General features: G+C 46.1%; 17 protein-coding genes. All 17 read left to right on the top strand.

Annotation, left to right across the window (positions count from 1 at the left end; all coding sequences use genetic code 11):
* Positions 1-90: 90 nt before the first annotated feature.
* The 17 genes from ACHZBS_RS29750 (at position 91) to ACHZBS_RS29670 (ending at position 19,321) form a co-directional block, all read left to right on the top strand.
* Positions 91-603, top strand: coding sequence for a helix-turn-helix domain-containing protein (locus ACHZBS_RS29750; RefSeq protein ID WP_319410168.1), 513 nt, complete (start codon positions 91-93; stop codon positions 601-603).
* 511 nt (positions 604-1,114) lie between these two features.
* Complete coding sequence (locus ACHZBS_RS29745) at positions 1,115-1,642, top strand: hypothetical protein (RefSeq protein ID WP_319410167.1); 528 nt, start codon at positions 1,115-1,117, stop codon at positions 1,640-1,642.
* Between the two features lie 165 nt (positions 1,643-1,807).
* Entirely contained in the window at positions 1,808-2,581 is a 774-nt protein-coding gene (locus tag ACHZBS_RS29740; protein ID WP_319410166.1) for a hypothetical protein, read from the top strand.
* A 3-nt stretch (positions 2,582-2,584) separates the two neighbouring features.
* Positions 2,585-5,038, top strand: coding sequence for a DEAD/DEAH box helicase (locus tag ACHZBS_RS29735; RefSeq protein WP_319410165.1), 2,454 nt, complete (start codon positions 2,585-2,587; stop codon positions 5,036-5,038).
* A gap of 135 nt (positions 5,039-5,173) precedes the next feature.
* Positions 5,174-5,623, top strand: a complete 450-nt coding sequence (locus tag ACHZBS_RS29730; RefSeq protein WP_319410164.1) for a GNAT family N-acetyltransferase — start codon at positions 5,174-5,176, stop codon at positions 5,621-5,623.
* A 104-nt stretch (positions 5,624-5,727) separates the two neighbouring features.
* On the top strand, positions 5,728-6,465 hold the full coding sequence (locus tag ACHZBS_RS29725) for an SDR family oxidoreductase (protein WP_319410163.1): 738 nt from the start codon (positions 5,728-5,730) through the stop codon (positions 6,463-6,465).
* A gap of 346 nt (positions 6,466-6,811) precedes the next feature.
* Positions 6,812-7,936 (top strand): metallophosphoesterase, encoded by a 1,125-nt coding sequence (locus tag ACHZBS_RS29720; RefSeq protein WP_319410162.1) that lies wholly within the window; start codon positions 6,812-6,814, stop codon positions 7,934-7,936.
* 143 nt (positions 7,937-8,079) lie between these two features.
* The gene (locus tag ACHZBS_RS29715; RefSeq protein ID WP_319410161.1) at positions 8,080-9,201 is read left to right on the top strand and encodes a linear amide C-N hydrolase; all 1,122 of its coding nucleotides are present in this window, start codon (positions 8,080-8,082) and stop codon (positions 9,199-9,201) included.
* A gap of 927 nt (positions 9,202-10,128) precedes the next feature.
* Complete coding sequence (locus ACHZBS_RS29710) at positions 10,129-10,956, top strand: EFR1 family ferrodoxin (protein ID WP_319410160.1); 828 nt, start codon at positions 10,129-10,131, stop codon at positions 10,954-10,956.
* A gap of 667 nt (positions 10,957-11,623) precedes the next feature.
* A complete protein-coding gene (locus ACHZBS_RS29705; protein WP_319410159.1) occupies positions 11,624-12,400 on the top strand; it encodes a serine aminopeptidase domain-containing protein in 777 nt (258 codons plus the stop codon).
* Positions 12,401-12,639: 239 nt separating this feature from the next.
* Positions 12,640-13,119, top strand: a complete 480-nt coding sequence (locus ACHZBS_RS29700) for a DUF3795 domain-containing protein (protein WP_319410158.1) — start codon at positions 12,640-12,642, stop codon at positions 13,117-13,119.
* A gap of 258 nt (positions 13,120-13,377) precedes the next feature.
* On the top strand, positions 13,378-13,938 hold the full coding sequence (locus ACHZBS_RS29695; RefSeq protein ID WP_319410157.1) for a hypothetical protein: 561 nt from the start codon (positions 13,378-13,380) through the stop codon (positions 13,936-13,938).
* A gap of 154 nt (positions 13,939-14,092) precedes the next feature.
* Entirely contained in the window at positions 14,093-14,383 is a 291-nt protein-coding gene (locus ACHZBS_RS29690; protein ID WP_319410156.1) for an HU family DNA-binding protein, read from the top strand.
* Between the two features lie 4 nt (positions 14,384-14,387).
* Positions 14,388-14,837, top strand: coding sequence for a hypothetical protein (locus ACHZBS_RS29685; RefSeq protein WP_319410155.1), 450 nt, complete (start codon positions 14,388-14,390; stop codon positions 14,835-14,837).
* A gap of 11 nt (positions 14,838-14,848) precedes the next feature.
* Positions 14,849-15,601, top strand: coding sequence for a transporter substrate-binding domain-containing protein (locus ACHZBS_RS29680; RefSeq protein WP_319410154.1), 753 nt, complete (start codon positions 14,849-14,851; stop codon positions 15,599-15,601).
* A 568-nt stretch (positions 15,602-16,169) separates the two neighbouring features.
* A complete protein-coding gene (locus ACHZBS_RS29675; protein ID WP_319410153.1) occupies positions 16,170-17,018 on the top strand; it encodes a LuxR C-terminal-related transcriptional regulator in 849 nt (282 codons plus the stop codon).
* A 296-nt stretch (positions 17,019-17,314) separates the two neighbouring features.
* Positions 17,315-19,321 carry a methyl-accepting chemotaxis protein gene (locus tag ACHZBS_RS29670; RefSeq protein WP_319410152.1) on the top strand — a complete coding sequence of 669 codons (2,007 nt, stop codon included), beginning with the start codon at positions 17,315-17,317 and terminating at the stop codon, positions 19,319-19,321.
* The last annotated feature ends 103 nt before the right edge of the window (positions 19,322-19,424 follow it).

The following is a 19,424-nucleotide window of genomic DNA, read 5'->3' as shown; positions in this document are numbered from 1 at the left end:
AGGTTGCTGCAAATCAAAAATACTCCTTTCATCGGGTAACCCTTGATACCGTATCTCCTACATTGGTTACACACATATAACCAGCTGTCAATGAATAAAATGAACAAATATATAAACTCTCGCGAAATAATTGATCGCATTGTCGAAGTTACAGGTTGGACTAAAACAAAAATTGCTAAAGATATCTTTGGGATAGATTTAAGCAACCTTGGGAATAGAATACGTGGCGATAGGCTCAATTTTTATAAATTAATTAATTGGGCACTACACACAGATGTCAATATAGAATGGCTTGTGACCGGGGAACGGAATTCCGAAACCGCTGATACCGTTAGCGTGACTTGTAAAGACGACTTTGAAACCGCCGAACTGGTGGAAAAGACAAAACAGGTAGTCCAATCGGACACCATCTACGGTGCAGCCTTAAAAACCAATATTCATTCCTTCCACCAGGCAATGGCTGGCGAAGAAAAATACAAAGCTATTGAAGAGCGGCTTGAAAAGGTTGGCTGTAAGCACCTGGTCAGCATCGATGGTGTAAGAATCCGCTATGACGATCCACCGCAGCAGAAGGAAGAGATTGTAAAGCGCCGGGTATTTTAACTGCTCGGTTTCAAATAGAATGCAGAGATATCGCCTGGACTGGAGGTGCGCTTGAAGTCAGACCGGGATATTTCGGGAAGGGTTCATGAAACTCGCTTGCGGCCCATGCCACCGGGTGGCGTTTCACCGCCTGGCGCTTGCAGGATCGCGCTATTAACACTTTTGAATACCGCCATTGCCTTCACGGCATGGCGGTGTTTTTTTACGGGGCGTTGCGTCTGGAGCAACATAATCGGTCTGCCGGTTTTCGGGTGGCCACCCTGCCGGTGGCAATGCCGTTGAATGAGGTGTTGTGGTGTTTTATTAGCGAAGGCTGAGGGTGGTTCAGCGCCTTGGAAATGGGTGTCCCATTACGAATAGCGAAATTATTAGGCGACCAAACAGTCGTCTAATCCCGGAAATAGGGGTGTTATACGACGAATTGGTCGTATAAACAAATTTCGTCTGCAAAATGGTCGTAAAATAATACGACTATTAGGCAGCCTAATCCATGTTAGGCTTGGATACAAATATGGATAAAGATTATTTACTTGGACTTTTTCGAACTCAAAAAAATAACTATCGTTTAGCGTATGTATTAATAGCTCTATCATCTCAAGACGATGTTATGGATGATTTCCTTCATCTTTATAAAAATATCGATCCCAAATTTAAAGTTATAGATGGTATTGAACCTCTCATTCTTGATAAAAAAGTTTTAAAAATTGCAGTTGATCAATTTCATATGACCATATTGAGGGCTGTTGTAAAAGAGCTTTTCGAGGTAATTAAAATTTATTGTAAAGATACTAAGCAAAATAATCTTTTACATTCACAAAGTTGGTACCAACTTTGGAGAATAATCAGAAATTGTTTTTCCCATGATTTTCATTTTCATTTTAATAACCATGATAAAAAATTCTTACCAATATCATGGAATGGTGTCGAGATTAGAGAAGATATGGATGGAAAGCAAATGACTATTGGCCATTTCAGCTACGAAAAATTATGGGCGCTTATAAATGAAGTTGAGGCATTTATTGAAACTGATTTAGCCTAACCCGGCAATCAAGGTGATTGGCTGGTTTTTCTTGCCGATTGAAATTCAGCAACATCAATGGTCTTCATACTTTATAGACCATCGGCACCATTAACCCGCCAACTCCTTATCGCAAACGTTGGGCTGCAGTAACCGTGAAATTTTAGGCATTCAGGATATAGCGTTATGCCTTTTCAAAGCAATATTTTTAACTCTAAGTGCAGAGAACTTGGTGATGGTAACCATCTCCATTTTGTCAATATATCAGCACTTGATGATAAAATAACGAAATACATTGATGCCAGCATTGTGTCCATTTGTGAGGGGGCAGCATGTACCGACTTAGCTACGATTAAGCAGCGGCTCATAGCGTTCTTGACTCCCAAGAAAGGCACCACAACTGAAATGGGTGCAATTGCTGAATTCTTCAGTCATCTGTACTTGACTGAGGTTGGTTTCAACCAAGAATTTTTATTTTTGAATCTGGAAGAAGGCTCCATTAAAAAGGGCTTTGACGGCTATTACACCTTTGACGGTGAATCCTGGATCTACGAAAGCAAATCTGGGTCCACAAAAACTGAGAAGGCAACACACGATTTGAAGGTCTCATTGGCATACGCGGATCTCAAAGAAAAAATTTCTGGTAACCCAGCAAATAACCCTTGGCAGAATGCATATAACCATGCGTGCCATATCGACGTAGGGACTGTCGCGAGTATAAGACAAAATCTTAAAAGTCTTGCAAAGGCATTCACTCAGGGAGCGCGTCAAGACATTGGCTCGTTCAACATCATACCAGGTTCAACGCTGTTTCTTGAGGAGGCTTGGTCCGATATCGACGAAGATGACCTTGCTCCTAAGCTCGTACAGTTAATAGATAAATTTAGTTTTAAAAAAATCCGTATAATATGTGTCAACAAAGCATCGATTGATCTTTTTTGGGACTATCTGGAGAGTTAGGGCATGGACATCAGCGAAAAGAGAGCTCTCACAAGTATTGGTAAAGAACCACGCTTCCGTGATGCCCTTAGAAAGCTGACTGTAGGAGAAGAGATCGAGGATGGGGACAAGGCCTACCTTCTTGCCGCGGCGATGCTTCTCATCAGGCGCTACACAGAGGATCGACGATATACATCGTACGCGGATCTTGCATACTACATAATCCTAAAATACTCTTTACAGCATAAGGACTACGTTCCGCTGTTTGATTTTGCTTTGAATTTCGGGTTTTACCCAATAGCCAAAGACCTTCTTAGTAACGGCCTGTATGAAGGTAACCCTATAATTGCTTGTCTCGAAGATGTCCAACTTGATCGCTTTCGCAAGGCAGAAGAAGCGACATTGACATTGGAACAGTATCTCGAAAGCACCAGATTTCTCTCCGAGATGACACACGAGACCTGCTACTTTGCGCCCACGTCGTTCGGAAAAAGTTCTCTTATCGTTGACCAGATAAGGCAGCTTGGAGATAGACCGTATAAGATCGTTGTTATTGTTCCTACAAAATCCTTACTAATCCAAACCTTTCAAATGATTAGAATGGCGGATTTGCGAAGAAAGCTGATGGTTCATGATGAAATGTTTGACGGGGAGGAATCTTTTATCGCAATATTTACTCAGGAGCGTGCCCTCCGACTGCTTATAAAGCATGATACATACTTTGATCTTGTTTTTGTCGACGAAGCGCATAACCTTCTCAAAGGCGATAGTAGAAGCATTCTCCTCTCTCGCCTGATAGGGAGGAATCACGCGCTTAATCCTGGTCAACGAGTGATCTATCTTTCCCCTCTTGTTAAAGATGCTGATAATCTTTGCTTGTCTACCGATCAGAAAATCTCATCGCATATCATAAAGTTTAACGTCAAGGAGCCCGAAATATTCGAGTTTCGGCTAAATAAGGAAACATATCAGTACAACCGATTCGTGAACCAGTTTTACAAGATTGGTGAAAGAATCGAAATCGGAGACTATCTTTTATCAGCTTCTGGCGATAAAAACTTTATATATAATTATCGACCAGTAAAGGTAGAACTGCTCGCAAGGGAACTCTGCGAAATTATCCCTGAAATCCAAACAACAGAAGGTATTGATCAGGTGGCGCGCATATTATCTAGTGAGGTCCATCCAGATTTTTATGCAATCGACCATCTCAAACATGGTGTAGTTTATTTACATGGTAAACTACCAGATCTTGTGAAGGAGTACCTGGAGTTCAAGTACAAGAGCCTGCCCGAGTTAAGATACGTCGTAGCCAATTCAGTCATTCTGGAAGGCATGAACTTGCCTATAGACACACTTTTCATTTTTAATACACGCTCTCTATATGGCAAAGAACTGATGAATTTGATAGGTCGGGTAAATAGACTCAATACGATATTTGGACAAGGTGAAAACAGATTATCACGGCTCTTGCCCAAAGTGCATTTTATCAACAATGAAGAGCACTATCGAGTTGGTAGCAAGATGGAAAACAAAATTGTCTTGCTGAGAAGTCGTGTTTTTGATGATTTGGTCGAAAATCCCACGCTTGCAGCTTTTGATATAGAAACCCTCTCGATCCCCGCAGCAACCAAAGAAAAATTTGTTGAGAAAGTATTATCTATCCAGAAAAACGAAAAATTTCTAGCCTCGACGTTAGACACGAAGGAGGATGAGATACGGGCATACATCATTCAGTCAGGAATCATTGAATTCTACAAAGATCCAACAAAAATAATAGCTCGTTTCCTTAGCGTCGCGCCATCGTTAGCGAGCAATCCTCCAGAATCATGGACTTCCGCGTCAATGATGGAAAAAATTGAATACGTCTTTCTGCGAAATATTGAAAATGTATCTGATTTTGAAGTTAGCCGCCTCTCGTTCACAGAAGCACGCAGTTACTATGAGAACCATATCCTTATCGTCCAGAAAAAGGCATTGAACGAGAATATCAACTCGTTGGTGCGTTACTTCAGAGAACGCGTGAAAAGCAGTGACAGTATGATGTACTTTGGCCTATCATACGGAGAAGAGCCCAGAGAGACCGGAGCTTATCCAAAAACCTCTGAAAATGCGTATGTAGACCTATCACAAAAGTCTGATCATGAACTAGTAAATTTAGCGATTGTCAAGCTCAAAATGGAAGACGATTTCGTTGGGTTCAAGTTGAACAAATTCATTGTAATGTTGTTTGACTACGACCTGATAAGCGTTGCTGAGTACAATAGATACATATACGGGACTACTGACGAACGAAAGATTCAACTCACGAAATACGGCCTAAGTGTTAGCATGATTGCGAGACTTGAAGCTGATGGGCAGCTTGGCAACTTGATATTCGATGATTTTAACAACCTTAAGGCAACTCCTTCGTTTAAGGAATACCTTAAGACGGTTAATGATTACTATAGATTTGAGATTAGCCGATATATAGACTGATGATAATTCACTAAAGTGAAAATCATAAAAATTCTCCAAATTGATGTTGCCCAACAATTTTTTGCACAGGACGCCGAACTGCTGGCGCCTGTGAAAATGTAGTTTACCGCTGTAACGAACTCAATTGTGGCTATTATGAATTCGCAGATTAAAAGCCGAAGAATGAAGCGAGGAGATGAAGCCAAGGTTTCTGAATTTATTTCGATTGTATTTAACGAATACGTTGCCCCAGGGTTCTCGCAAGATGGTATCGATGAGTTCATGAAGTATATCAAACCCGATACAATACAAAGCCAGCTAAAGGAAAATCATTTTGGCTTTATCGCAACACTTGGCCGAGATATTCTTGGCATTATCGAAGTTTGTAATAACAACCATATAGCTCTCTTTTTTGTGGACGGTCGCTTTCAACGAAAAGGAATAGGTAAAAAGCTTTTACAAAAAGCCTTAGAGTTATGCAGCAAAAATGATTCCAATTTTTCGAACATATCAGTCAATGCAACACCGAATTCAATAAGGGAGCCGGGGACGTTCTTTACAAATTGTACAAACAGAAACTTTCCAACCGAAAACTATTATAGTTAGGGTAGGGGAGCAGTATAGAAGTTCCGCTACGCGTCGCGAATCAACCTATCTACCGGATTATGGGTCGGTCCCAAGCCGCTTTAAAACCGTAAGGAGTTATTGAAATGGATAAAAACAAAAAGGTTGCAATCGTCACAGGTGCATCGGGGGGAATCGGGCGTGCTGTTGCGATACGACTGGCCCGTGATGGTTTTGCGGTGGTGGTTCACTATTCTGGAAATGCCAGGAAAGCGGATGATGCCGTATCTGAAATTATGCATGCTGGTGGAATGGCCATCGCGGTCCAGGCGGATGTGGCGAGCGCCGCCGATGTCGAGCGACTCTTTAAGAAAGCGGTAGACACCTTTGGCGGGGTCGACGTGGTGGTGAACTGCGCAGGGATCATGATGTTGTCTCCCATTGCCGAAGGTGATCTCGCAATTTTTGACAAGGTAATTGCGACGAACCTGCGGGGAACCTTTGTGGTATTAGGCCAAGCTGCGCATCATGTTTCGGCAGGCGGACGAATTATCGCGCTCTCAAGCAGCGTAATCGCAAAGGCATTTCCAACTTATGGCCCCTATATCGCGTCTAAAGCGGGAGTTGAAGGGTTGGTTAAAGTGCTTGCCAATGAGCTGCGCGGCCGCAATATCTCTGTCAACGCCGTCGCACCCGGCCCCGTTGCCACGGAACTGTTTCTCAAGGGTAAGAATGAGGCCCAGATCGAACAGCTGAGCAAAATTCCTCCCCTGGAGCGCCTGGGCCAGTCCGATGATATCGCCAACGCGGTCTCATTCCTCGCCGGCCCCGACGGTGGCTGGGTGAACGCGCAGGTTCTACGCGCCAATGGTGGCTTTGCTTAATGTTTCATGTATTGAGGGGGCTGATGGCGATGATACACCATCTACCTGCCTGAACAAACGCAACTATTCCTATCCTCAAGCAATCCCGCCGACACAAAGAGCCGCGCGGGGGGAGGAAAGGACGTTGTTTACAAATTATACAAACTATCTCGATTTAGGATACGTGCGCTTTAAGCGAAAGCGATTACAACCGAGGAACCGGATGCGGGAAAACCGCACGTCCGGGTTTGTGCGGGAGGTGCTGGATAACCGGCGTTCCTACCGCGAGATAATCTGAAATAGCGAAATGCTAAATCCATTCAATTTCCTGACACACTTGAGAGGACCACGGGAAAAAGCTTATCACATGAGGCAGGAAAACCAACTTCAGCTAAAAATCCGCATCATTTTCTTCTGGGTGCTGTTCGCCGCTTTTTCCGGCAGTTTGGTCGTATTACTTGCCGCATACTCCGCAAGTACCGGCGGGGAACTGTGGGCCGGTCTCGCGGGTGCCGGATGGACGGGCCTGGTCTTTTTTTTTATGTTCCTTTTCCTTTTAGGCGTATATGGGAGCATTGTCGCCGTTTTCCTCTTTCTCCTCCGCAAATTAAAATTCTTCACAAAGTCGGACGCCTCTGAGGCAGACCCTGCTCGCCGGCAATTTATCAACCAAGCCGTCCAGGGGGGGCTCATTCTTCTTTCCGCCGGCCTGGCCCGAAGCGCGAGTCTGCATGCCGCAGAATTGCCGGTGGCCAGGGTCATCCCGCTACCCGTCAAGGGGCTGCCGAAGGATCTGGACGGCTTTCGCATTGTTCATCTGACGGACATTCACGCCGATCCCTTTACCAGCCGGGACTGGGTGGAGGCCATCGTTCGCATCGCCAACTCCCTGGTCCCGCATGTGGTCGCCATTACCGGGGACCTCGCTGACGGTCCGGTCAAACGAATGGCCGGCATTGTCCGACCACTAGCGGACCTTTCGGCACCCTTCGGCCGCTATTTCGTTACCGGCAACCACGAATATTACATGGCGGCCCAGGGGGTCGAAAACTGGATTTCACACCTGGAACATCTCGGATTTCACGTGCTGCTCAACAGCCACCGGTTGCTGACTCGAGGTGCCGGAACCGTTTTGCTTGGAGGCGTCACCGATTACTCGGAGGGAAATAATTTTCCCGGGCATGCCTCCAGTCCCTCCGCAGCGATCCGGGATGCGGCCCCTGCCGATGTCCGGATTCTGATGGCCCACCAACCCAAAAGCGTATTTGAGGCCGCCGAGGCGGGCTTCGACTTTCAGTTTTCCGGGCACACCCACGGCGGGCAGTTTTTTCCGGGCCAGATCATGATGGCAATCGCCCAGCCTTTTGTGTCCGGCATGCACCGGTTTCGGTCCACGTCGATCTACGTCAACTCCGGCGTCGGGTGCTGGGGGCCGCCGTCCCGGCTTGGATCTACGGCGGAAATCGCGGCCTACGTTCTGCGAACCGAATAGCGGGAGTCATGTGAATCCCGCGGGCAGTGGGGGCGCCAGTCTTATACTGCCGCCAAAGTCAGAGGGATATGACTTGCTGGAAATCCAGCGCGAAAAAGAATTTACCAGACAATTTTTTACACCCAACCCAAAAAGGGGGATAAATGAAATATTTTTCCATCATCCTGGTTGGTTGTATTTTGATTCTTGCGTTCTCCAGTTCCGGTGCCGACGCCTGCTCCGGTTTTCAGCTCAAACATTCGGGCCAAATTTTCGTGGGCAAGAATTACGACTATATGGTGCCCGATTGCCTGGTCATGGTCAACAAGCGGGGACTGAAGAAAACCGCCATGCCCTATTTCTGGTCCGATGATAACCCCGACATCGGGACGCCGGCGAGCTGGACTGCCAAATACGGATCCATCACCTTCAACCAGTACGGCCGGGAGGTGCCCGCCGGCGGCATGAACGAAAAGGGCCTGGTGGTCGAATCCACGGGCCTGTTCGGCGCAGGAAAATACCCGGCCCCCGACAAGCGGCCCTCCATCTTAATGTGGCAATGGATTCAGTATCAGCTGGATAATTTCGCCACAGTCCAGGAGGTGATGGACAGCGACGCCTTCATTCGAATCCGGCCCAAAAAAGGGATCCGTAACCACTATTTTGTCAGCGACAAAGCGGGCAATTGCGCGGTGGTGGAGTTTATCGGCGGGGAAAAAGTGTATCATTTAAATGAAAAACTGCCGTACAAAGTCCTGACCAACGATATTTACACCGAATCGGTGGATTTCTACCATCAAAACAAGATCCCGAATCCCGACCGGTTCAAATCCATCGAGCGATTCATCAGGGCGGCAAACATGGTGAAGGCATTTGACGCCGGCAATGGTACCGGGCCTTTGGATTACGCCTTTGACATCCTGAAAAGCGTGAGTTGGAGCGTGACCCGGGAAAGAAAAGGCGTTACCTACACCAGCGGCACCCGGTGGAGCATCGTGTACGATCCCATCCATCTGCGGATTTATTTCAAAACCTTTGACAACCAAAAAGTGCGCTCCATCCGTTTGGATGCCTTTGATTTCGCCTGCGCTGCACCGGCCAGGATTTTTGAAATCAACGCCCGGACATCCGGGGATGTCACGGAAAAATTCGCGGATTACACCCGGACGGCCAACCTTGACCTCATCAAAAACGCCTTTGATAAAACGATTTTTCTGCCCAAAATGAAAGACGAGGTGCTTGATCGGCTTGCCCAATATCCGGCCAGCTTCACATGCCAGGAATAAAAAGGCAGACAGCGATAGCGACCATTAATAAGTTGAGCCATATTATAAACCACTGCGTGGACAGCGGACCGGGAAAACGCTGCCATTCTTAGCTTTAGCGTAGTCACCATTGAACGCATCATTTGCGTAGGTCGAGATCGTTTTCCCGTCCGGTCACGCAAAACGTTAGCGCGCCAAGCGAAGCTTGGTGCATCTTGCAGGGTGCAAGTCCCTGTCGGGTAAGGATTAGCCATCCACCCGTATCGAGTGTTGCGCCTGTGGCGGAGCAAAATAACGCGATCAAGACAGGTGAAGCGTACACAGAGAATCATGCAGGCCGTAGGGGAGGCCGCGCTCCCTGAAGAGCTGGTACAGCTTCGAAATGCCAATTGCGGACGCCGAGGGTTTTAACGTGCGCCGAAGGCAATACAGAAGCATCCGTTTTGGCAAGGATGTGGAGGTCTGCCGGAGTCATCAGGCCGTGGCATGCATGAAGAGATGCACACAGGAACTTGGGAGGCCCATTTGGCTCCTGGGTGTCATAAGGTATGGCGATATTGAGGCACGAAAGGGAAACCCGGAAACAGGACTATGCGCAAACCTAAATGATACCATGAGGAAGGGGAACTTAAGCGAAAACGTGTAGGAACCCTATGGTCATTTGGGAGTCGGATCAACCCATAGTACTCTGAGACGGTCGCGCCGATCACATGGGGAAGGGGTTGACAGTGGTATGCAGCCCTCAAAGGAAACTTCGCACCGGACATGTAGGGCTGGATCATGCAAGCAAACCTCACTGTGGGGAACAGCAACGTTTCATAACAGGAATCGCGGAAGCGAGTACCACTGAGGAGCCCGGTGCGGGAATACCGCACGCCGGGATCTGTGCGGTGGGTGCCGGGTAACCGGCATCCCTACCACGACTGCTGTTAAATATGGAGGCAGTAAATGGAAATCAAATCAGTTCGTTGTCTATGCTTCTCTCCAACTGGAACAACAAAGAAAATTGCAGAAAGTATTACTCAGGGCATTCGTCCTGAATTTATAGAAATGATTGATATAACCAAAAGGGCGCAACGCAATGGTCCACCATTATTAGGCGAAGACGATATTGTTATTCTCGCAACCCCAGTATATTACGGTCGTGTGCCAGAGGAAATTTTGCCATACTTAACATTATTAAAAGCGACGCATACTCCTGTTGTGCTTGTTGCGGTATATGGAAACAGAGCATTTGAAGATGCCCTCAAAGAATTATATGATATAGCTGTGGAGGCTGAATTTATTCCGGTAGCTGGAGGAGCCTTTGTTGCCGAGCATTCGTATTCCTCAAAAAATTATCCGATTGCACAAAATCGTCCTGACGAAAGTGATATCCGGAAAGCGCAGGAATTTGGTGCTGCGATTCGAAAGAAACTGCAAAAAGTGGAATCATCGGGGCATTTAACTGCTATTACAATTCCCGGCCAGTCTCCTTATATCGAACCCGTAAACTTAAATATGATAAAAGAGGCCCGATCGGTTGTAGCCCTAACCCCGGAAACAGACACATCAAAATGCACACAGTGCGGACAATGTGCCGAAGTGTGTCCTACCGGAGCAATTTCTCCTGATGATGTAACTCAAACAGACAGGTGGCAATGTCTTATATGCTTTGCATGTGTGAAAATCTGCCCGGAAGAAGCAAGGCAAATGAACGAGCCAAATTTTCAATCCGCTATTCAGGCACTACAACAAAACTGCCAGGATAGAAAAGAGCCAGAAATATTTTTCTAAAATGATAAAAAAGCATAACCTCGCTCTTTCAGCGGAGCGAAAAAAGCCGCGCCCGCTGAAGAGCACGTTACGGGGGGAGGAAGGGACGTTGTTTACAAATTATACAAACTATCCTGATGTAGGGTGCGGGGACAGGCGGGACGTCCATCAATTTATAAACAACCATCCTTCTTCCTTGTATTTGGATATACCCTCATGACTGCTGCAAAGATTTCAACTCCGAATAACATCGAAACTTGCTACGAGATCTTTGGTAATGAAGCAATCTCACCGCCAATGGAAAGGGGCTGCGGGACATTTCATTAAATCATAAAAAACTATTTAAGCGTTCCGGGGGAATTTAGCAGGGAAAGTCACTAATATAATTTTTTCAGATCTTAAAACCAGTTGGATAAGGTATCGGAGATCTGTAATGAGACATGACAAGTTTTTTGTACTATGCTTTCTAATCTTTATCATAGCGACAGGATGCGATAAAAAAATCCCCTGTTACCCGCCTGAACACTACGAATCGGAACCTGGCGCCCCTTACATTGCTGAAGAAGTACGGATCCCAACTTCAAAAGGGTACGCTTTAGCGGGAACCCTCACGTTACCGTCTGTTGATGCTTCTTCCTGCCCGGCAGTCCTTTTAATAACAGGTTCAAGTCCCCAGGAACGCGATCACATGCAGGACAGACATAAGCCGATGAGTCTGTATCGACCTTGCCGCCAGATAGCAGACGCAATATCCAGGGAAGGTATTGCTGTCCTGCGCATGGATGACCAGGGAACCGGATGTTCAGGAGGTAATGCATTAGAAAATGTGACAATTCAGGAAAGGGCGGATGATAGCAGGGCAGGGGTCGCATACCTCAAAAATAGAAAAGAAATCGATGGAGAATGGATCGCATTGCTGGGTCTTAGCGAAGGCGCGAACATTGCGCCTTTGATTGCCGCCTCCGACCCGTCCATCCGGGCTGTGGTCATGATGGCCGCAACGGCTACAAACGGCTATAAGATCATTGAATACCAGCAAAGGCGCAAGATTGACGAACGATCTGATTTGTCCGAAACCGAGAAAGAGCAAGAGTTTGCAAAATCGATGCGTGGACTGAGGCGCGCACTTGCCAGAGGAGAAGGCGGGCTTTGGTTCAGATCATTCATTGAGTATATGCCGCTGCCGACAGCCGAACATGTCTCCTGCCCGGCATTGATACTTCACGGGGACAAGGATGCCCAGGTCCCGGTCGACCACGCGGATTTATTGGCAAAAACGATGCGCACAAGCGGAAATGAAGACGTGACGGTCGTCATTTTCAGAAATCATAATCATCTATTTCTTGAAGATCCAAATGGAAACAGGAGCGGCTACGCAAAATTGTTGCAGCATACCAACCAGTTGCCTGAACAAGTGCTATCAACCATTGCCGACTGGCTCGGAAACCATCTGTTGGGTGATTGAAGACAACAGGGTCGCCTCCTAATTGTTAACTTTTTAGATGGTATCTGCTTTGATCAACCTATATGGAGTCGGGGACGTATGATTCCGGGACGATCTTAACTTATAAACTTGTAGGTGACCCGGATCTCGGTGCGAAAGACAGGGTCCTAGTTACCGATAAGCTGTAGGGAAGAGTTGTGGATATTCTTTAAAAAATGACCAACCAGCAGGAGATCAACTGAATTTGCGGGGTAATTATCATGAGCATGGAAACCTTTCTTAAAATAAGGGAGATGGGAGGCAATTTAAAGACACAACGGCAGAATGAAGGGACCGATTATGCCTACATGACTGCCCCTTGCGGTTTGCCATGTTTTGAATGCTATCTCTATCTGGCCCAGTTTGACCAGGAGATGGCCGAAACCATCGCTGGCGTTTTCAATGCTCCGGTGGATGCCATCAAATGCAGGGGTTGCCGGGCCGAAGAAGGCAAATGCGCTCATCACCCCATGGAATGCCGGGTGTACCAATGCATCGAAGGTACCGGCATGCAAACCTGTGCCGAGTGCAGCGAGTTTCCCTGCGAATACCTTCATCCCTACCGGGACCAGGCGGAAAAATGGCACAACACCAAGGTCTACAATCTTTGCCGCATAAAAAAACTCGGTCTTGAAAAGTGGGCTGCAGAGGAGGCGGCCGGGATCCTGGACAAATATTTCTACGGCACCTGGACTTTATAAGGACAGTTTGAAGGCCTGAAAAAGAGAAAATCGGGAAACAAACAGATCCCGCAATTCCATTTCCTGCTTTTTAATTTTTCACGGGGGCAAGCATGGCTAAACTCTGGGAGGGCAGTCGGGACTTCCATATGCTGAAGAACAGCGAAACCGCATTTTAATTATCAACTATTGGTGGCCGAAAAGACATAGTTTACAAATTGTACAATCCGAATATTTCAGGGAAAGATGGCATACCGATGGATATCGAGGAGGAAAACGATGATTAGAGCATGTCAGTTTGTTCAGGGAAACTACATTGGCGGGCTTATCGCTCCGAACGACAACGGAGTGTGCTTTTCCCTCAGCATCGCCTGGCTGGCCGAGAAAAAAGATGCCGGCTACATTTCAACGTTGAAAAGTGCCAACGCCATTCAGACAATCTATAACAATGGTAATGATAAACGAACCATTATCCAGGCCAGCGCCAACGGCTTGGGCGATGTTCCGCCTTCATCAACCCCCAACGCCGTTATCGGGGTCGTAACGACTCAATACGGCAATGTGAACGGCATCAATCCCATTCCCCTTGCTCAATCGAACTTCCCCGCCGCCGCCGCAACCTTTACGGCAGCCGCCCAAGACAACGTATTCGCTTGGATGGTCAACACTGCCGCTGGTGGACGCGGGCATGTGGTTGCCTGGCGCCGAGCAGTTCGCCTATTTTTTGATGCAAACTTTGGCGTTTACGTAAATGCCAGCGCCGCGGACATCGCCAATCATCTAAATGCAAATTATCTTGCGCAATACAACGTCTACCATGTTGTCAGTTTTGCTGCGTGAGCTGTGGGCCACCCGGGATGTCAATCAATTATAAGTAGGCAACCTATTTTGAACAGAGGGGCAGTCGGGGGAGTGGGGGACACTCTTTACAAATTGGTCAAAAGAAGGAATCAAAGGCCACATCATAAATCTTAATTTTTGGAACCTTAGCTGTATGAACAAAATCCAACTTGTCCAGGCCCTAAGAGACGCCGATGGACGCCTTACCAAACCGGAGGCCGAAAAAATCGTCAACCTCTTTTTCGATGAAATCGCCAACGCTCTGGCAAAAGGTGAGAAGAGAGTGGAAATCCGGGGGTTTTGCTCCTTTTCTGTAAGGGAATACAGGTCCTACACCGGCCGCAATCCCAAAACGGGTCAGCCGGTGAAAATTGAACCTAAGAAGCTCCCTTTTTTCAGGCCGGGCCAAGAATTAAAAGCAAGGGTGGATCGTCGGGAGGGTTAACGAAATGAATGCGAAAAGGGATTATTACAAAAACCACGTCGACCGGAGAGTCAGGATCAGGAAACTGATTTATTTCATAATTTTCCTGATAACGTTTTGCATCATTTTATACGATTCCTTCATCAACGCGCTGCCATTTCATTATATATTGTTCTTCCTTCTCGGCAGGATGATGATCCTGGTATCGGCTAAAACACAAAAAGTCAGACAAAGGGAAACCGATAATAAATTCACCCTCGAACGGAATTTCACAGGGATCGTGATCATTGTTGCTGTCATAATTTCAAGGATTTTCATATTTCCTGGAATTTTAACAGAACTGAACGTCGTTTTTATATCTGATGCGGTTTTGTTGATCGGCACGGGCTGGTTTTTAGGAAGGATTAAATTGATTTCCGCTAAAATCGAAGAAAAGGCTTTTTCCGGTTTTGGGCCCGTTGACACTCTTGGGTAGATCAAAAAAAGATGACAAGAAAAACCATAGTAACGGTACTATTAATGATGGTGTCTCTTTTTAACATCGCTTCCAGTTTCGCTCAGGATCCCAATCGATTGATGCTTGTAACCAATGAATTCCCTCCGTATGCCTCCTTTAAGGATGGCCAGTTCTCCGGAATAGCTGTTGATATTATTACAAAATTAATGAGTCAGGCCGGCTATCCCGGAAAAATCATCATACTGCCCTGGAAACGTGCGCTGCAATACTCGCAAAACCAAAAGATGATGCTATTCCCCTATACCAGAAGGCCTTACAGGGAAAAATCCTTTAAGTGGATTGGCCCTATTCTGAATGACCGGTTTGTATTTGCCGTTCGCAGTTCGGATAAAAGAATCTTTTCAAACATCGATGATTTTAAAAACCTCCAGATAGGTGTCAATGAAAGCACACCAACTGCCTTCCGTTTACATGAACTGGCTTTTGAAAAACTTCAGATTGTTACTTCGGAAAAATTTAATGCTAAGAAGCTGGTTGCCGGCAATAGAATCGATGCCTGGTACGCACCCTATTTGATACTAAAATATACCATTCAATTTGAAAAAATAGCAGAAAAAGAAATCAGAATCGCTTTCCTCGATATTGGTGTGGATATGTATATTGCCGCATCTTTAAGCGTACCGGATGAAACAATCGCTTTATGGCAGAAAAACCTCGATGAAATGAAAGAAAACGGAACATACCAACTTATTTTATCAAAAAGCATCTATAAACCACGATGAAGCTTGGAATTCGGGGTCGCCAAGCTAACCAAATGACCTAAAACCAGATAGCCGAGGTCGTGTTCGAAAATCTTTCCGGGGGCGGGGTAAACGCGCAGCCCGCCAGAGTCGATGAACTCCGAACATTTGGCAGAGCAATCGAAATCACTGTTCTCTTCCCGCCGCCAGTAGATAACCAGTTTCAAATCAGTCGGTGATTCAGTCGCTGTCGATATCAAATTTGAAGGTGTGCTGGCCACCGACTTGCCAAACGGGATGAGGGCGGGTGACACCCTGCGACTAACCGGGCGCTCCGAATTCCAGTTTCAAGAAGGCAAATTATATCGAATAACGGATTTTAGCTGATGGATTGACCGTGGAACAAATGTGTTCATTGGAGGGAACGTTCCTCGCCACTTATGACACATGACGAGGATTTTTTCTGCCAGAGGCAATTGAATTTTTCTGGAAATAAAATTTTTTGTTGTGTCTTTTTTGACTTTACGGTATCTGATTTAAAAATTTTAAAACCGGCAACTCAACATGTCGAAAATAGAATAGCTTTCTATAAAGTCCAAGTTCCTGAAAAATGATCAAATCCGAACTGTTGATCGACAACTGCAGCGTTCCTCATTGCCTTATGTTTGAGTTAAACCCCATTGGGACCGTTTTATCCACGGTAAATGAAGGTATAATTATAAAAGCCAATCATGCTTTTTTTAAATCTACAGGATATGGAGAAGAAGCGGTTGGCAAGTCTTCAATCGAATTGGGACTCTGGCCGGATCAAAAAGAAAGGCTTGCTTTTGTCCAGTCCCTCAAAGAAAAGAAAAAACTATCAGCCTTCCCGATTACGCTTCGAAGAAAAGACGGAGAATTACGTGACTGTTTATGTTCAGCCTGTCTGATCCAGGTTAACAGCCAACTTTATTCCGTGAGCGCCACAACCGAATTGTCGAACCAAGAACCGACCAAAGAAGCGTTGGCGCATAGAGATAAAACAATTTTGTATCAGGAACTTCAACTTAGTAAAATATGTACAACGCTTGAAGTGCTGCTTGAACAACGGAATAAAGAAAATATTCGTATTTACGAAAAGATATCTGCAAATTTGAAAAATAATATTTCCCCTTTTGTCGAAAAATTAAAGGAAGAACAAATAAGTTCAGATGCGCGAATGTATTTGAATATAATCAGTAACAATCTGGAAAAGATAGTTGATTATGATACCGGTTTCGAAACTTTATCGAGTAAAAAATTAACTCGCACCGAAAGCCTCATCATTGACTTGATTAAGCAAGGAAAAAGAAGTAAGGAAATTGCGAATTTACTCAATGTATCAACTGCGGCGATTTCTTTCCACCGGAACAATATTCGGAAAAAGCTCGGTCTTAACAAGAAAAAAGAAAGCCTATCAACCCACCTGCACTCTAAGTAGTTCTCATTTTTCTGCGAATTCGCCAATCTATTAGGTTTATACCTCATATTTTACTGATATTTATTTAATATCAACTATTCCAATTTTATCCCGATACTGCTTTCGATGTCATACTGAATCAAATTTTTTAAATAAATTTTAGCTTTTTATCGGATATCTCTATCTAAGGTACAATGCGAATCTTTAACCATTACTTATAGCGTCGCTTGTTGGAAAGTGATGTTACGTAAAAGCAAAACAGTCACGGTGAAAACTGAAATTGGCAAACCTTACAACTGAAGAAATGGAGGACCGCAATGCTTAACAACATCAAAATCTCTACCAAAATCGTTATCGGATTCAGCATCGTTTTAATCCTGATGCTTATGGTTGGCTATATCGGAATGACCGGAATGACCGGAACGGTTGACCGTGTCGTTAAGGCAGACGATGTCAACCGGATGGTAAAAATGATCCAACAGGCTCGTCAACATGAGAAAAATTTCGTCATCCGTGGCGATCAAGAGTATGTCGACAAGGTCGCTGAAGTATTGGCCAGCTTGGTCAAGCAGGTTAACGAGACCAAAGAAAAATTCGACCAGGCTGTCAACAAAGAACAGATGGACGAGGTTTTAACCAAAGTTAATGAATATAACGCTGCATTCAGTCAGTATGTGGCGATCGAAAAGGACAAGGCTCTGTTGATGGAACAGATGAGAGCCAGGGCTCGGGATACCATATCAAAACTTGAAGAAATCCGTACGGACCAGAAGGAACAATTGGGCGGGATATTAAAAAATAAAAATTTATCTGAAAACCAGGCCGAGTTCCAGGCAAGCCTGAACGATAAACTTGTCAAAGCGGATGATGCCAACCGGATGATTAAATGGTTCATCGATGTCCGGAAAAATGAAAAAGAGCTGATCCTTTCAGGCGAGCAAAAGTATCTGGATGCAATTACGGAACGCATGAAAGAGGCCACGGCGCTGGGTGTTGATCTGAAAAAGAGATTTCAAAGCCCCAAAAACATAACTCAAATTAATTCGGCTTTGGACTCCCTGTCAGCGTATTACACAGAATTCAATAAGTTTTTCGGCAAGATCGCTGATCAGAAAAAGAGCGATCAGGCAATGGTGGATGCCGCCCGTACCGCACGAGAGGTGTGTGATACAGCCCGGGCTGATCAGAAAACCAAAATGGAAGCCCAGATCAAACGTGCCAATTTCATGATCTATTCATTCTGCGGCATCGCCCTGTTAATCGGTGGAATAATTGCTGCGTGGATCGCTTTGACCATCAAAAAATCGATGGCATATGCAGTTGGGATCTCAACGCGGGTGGCCGGTGGCGATCTGACCCAGGATATTGAAGTCAGCAGCAAGGATGAGATTGGAGAACTGTTGTCGGCCATGAAGCGCATGGTCGACAATTTGCGAAAAATGTTTACTGATATCACCAAGGGCGTAGAGACCCTGGCTTCTTCATCCACCGAGCTTTCGGCGATCTCCCAGCAGATGTCGTCCAACTCCGAACAGTCCGCCGGAAAGTCGGCCAATGTAGCCACCGCCGCCGAAGAAATGTCCGCCAACATGAATTCGGTGTCAGCTGCCGCGGAGCAGGCTTCGCAGAATGTAGGGATCGTGGCCTCGGCCGCAGAGGAAATGAGTTCGACCATCCAGGAAATCGCCCAGAATACGGAAAAAGGGCGTTCAATCTCTTCAGACGCCGTCAATCAGACCACCAGCGCCTCCCAGAAGATGGAACAGCTGGGGAAAGCAGCCCAGGCGGTGGGGAAAGTCACCGAAACCATAACGGACATTTCCGAGCAGACCAACCTGCTGGCCCTCAACGCGACCATCGAGGCTGCCCGTGCCGGCGAGGCGGGCAAGGGTTTTGCCGTAGTCGCCAATGAGATAAAAGAATTAGCCAAGCAGACATCCGAGGCTACCCTGCAGATCCGCCAGCAGATCGAAGGCATCCAGGATTCAACGCAGAGCACCGTTTCTGAGATTAAACAGGTGACCGAGATCATCAACGAGGTCAATGACGTCGTCGGCAATATCGCTTCGGCAATCGAAGAGCAGTCCATCGCCACCAAGGAGATTGCCGGCAATGTCGCCCAGGCATCCCAGGGTATTGAAGAGGTAACCCGGAACGTGACTGAAGCCTCAACCGTTTCGGGGGAGATTTCAAAAGATATCGTTGAGGTCAATACCGCTTCCCAAGAGATCGCCAATGCCAGCTCACAGGTCCGAATGAGTGCAGAGGAGTTATCCACGCTTTCCGAACGGTTAAAGGAGATGGTTGAGCAATTCAAGCTGTGATCCGGTTGACCGTTCAAAAGAGTATATAGGTTTACGGAAATTTTCAATCGCGGATGAAACGGGCTTTAAGCATCGATGCTTTCACATAAGCCGGGAAACCGGC

The sequence above is a fragment of the uncultured Desulfosarcina sp. genome (genome assembly GCF_963664155.2).
Taxonomy (GTDB): domain Bacteria; phylum Desulfobacterota; class Desulfobacteria; order Desulfobacterales; family Desulfosarcinaceae; genus Desulfosarcina.
This window is presented reverse-complemented; position numbering and strand designations above follow the sequence as displayed.

Bases quoted from the DNA above. Each gene is read 5' to 3' on its own strand.
- ACHZBS_RS29670 (WP_319410152.1), top strand. From the start codon at position 17,315: ATGCTTAACAACATCAAAATCTCTACCAAAATCGTTATCGGATTCAGC.
- ACHZBS_RS29715 (WP_319410161.1), top strand. From the start codon at position 8,080: ATGAAATATTTTTCCATCATCCTGGTTGGTTGTATTTTGATTCTTGCG.
- ACHZBS_RS29700 (WP_319410158.1), top strand. From the start codon at position 12,640: ATGAGCATGGAAACCTTTCTTAAAATAAGGGAGATGGGAGGCAATTTA.
- ACHZBS_RS29675 (WP_319410153.1), top strand. From the start codon at position 16,170: ATGATCAAATCCGAACTGTTGATCGACAACTGCAGCGTTCCTCATTGC.
- ACHZBS_RS29710 (WP_319410160.1), top strand. From the start codon at position 10,129: ATGGAAATCAAATCAGTTCGTTGTCTATGCTTCTCTCCAACTGGAACA.
- ACHZBS_RS29680 (WP_319410154.1), top strand. From the start codon at position 14,849: ATGACAAGAAAAACCATAGTAACGGTACTATTAATGATGGTGTCTCTT.
- ACHZBS_RS29750 (WP_319410168.1), top strand. From the start codon at position 91: ATGAATAAAATGAACAAATATATAAACTCTCGCGAAATAATTGATCGC.
- ACHZBS_RS29690 (WP_319410156.1), top strand. From the start codon at position 14,093: ATGAACAAAATCCAACTTGTCCAGGCCCTAAGAGACGCCGATGGACGC.
- ACHZBS_RS29695 (WP_319410157.1), top strand. From the start codon at position 13,378: ATGATTAGAGCATGTCAGTTTGTTCAGGGAAACTACATTGGCGGGCTT.
- ACHZBS_RS29740 (WP_319410166.1), top strand. From the start codon at position 1,808: ATGCCTTTTCAAAGCAATATTTTTAACTCTAAGTGCAGAGAACTTGGT.
- ACHZBS_RS29705 (WP_319410159.1), top strand. From the start codon at position 11,624: ATGCAGGACAGACATAAGCCGATGAGTCTGTATCGACCTTGCCGCCAG.
- ACHZBS_RS29745 (WP_319410167.1), top strand. From the start codon at position 1,115: ATGGATAAAGATTATTTACTTGGACTTTTTCGAACTCAAAAAAATAAC.
- ACHZBS_RS29685 (WP_319410155.1), top strand. From the start codon at position 14,388: ATGAATGCGAAAAGGGATTATTACAAAAACCACGTCGACCGGAGAGTC.
- ACHZBS_RS29720 (WP_319410162.1), top strand. From the start codon at position 6,812: ATGAGGCAGGAAAACCAACTTCAGCTAAAAATCCGCATCATTTTCTTC.
- ACHZBS_RS29725 (WP_319410163.1), top strand. From the start codon at position 5,728: ATGGATAAAAACAAAAAGGTTGCAATCGTCACAGGTGCATCGGGGGGA.
- ACHZBS_RS29735 (WP_319410165.1), top strand. From the start codon at position 2,585: ATGGACATCAGCGAAAAGAGAGCTCTCACAAGTATTGGTAAAGAACCA.
- ACHZBS_RS29730 (WP_319410164.1), top strand. From the start codon at position 5,174: ATGAATTCGCAGATTAAAAGCCGAAGAATGAAGCGAGGAGATGAAGCC.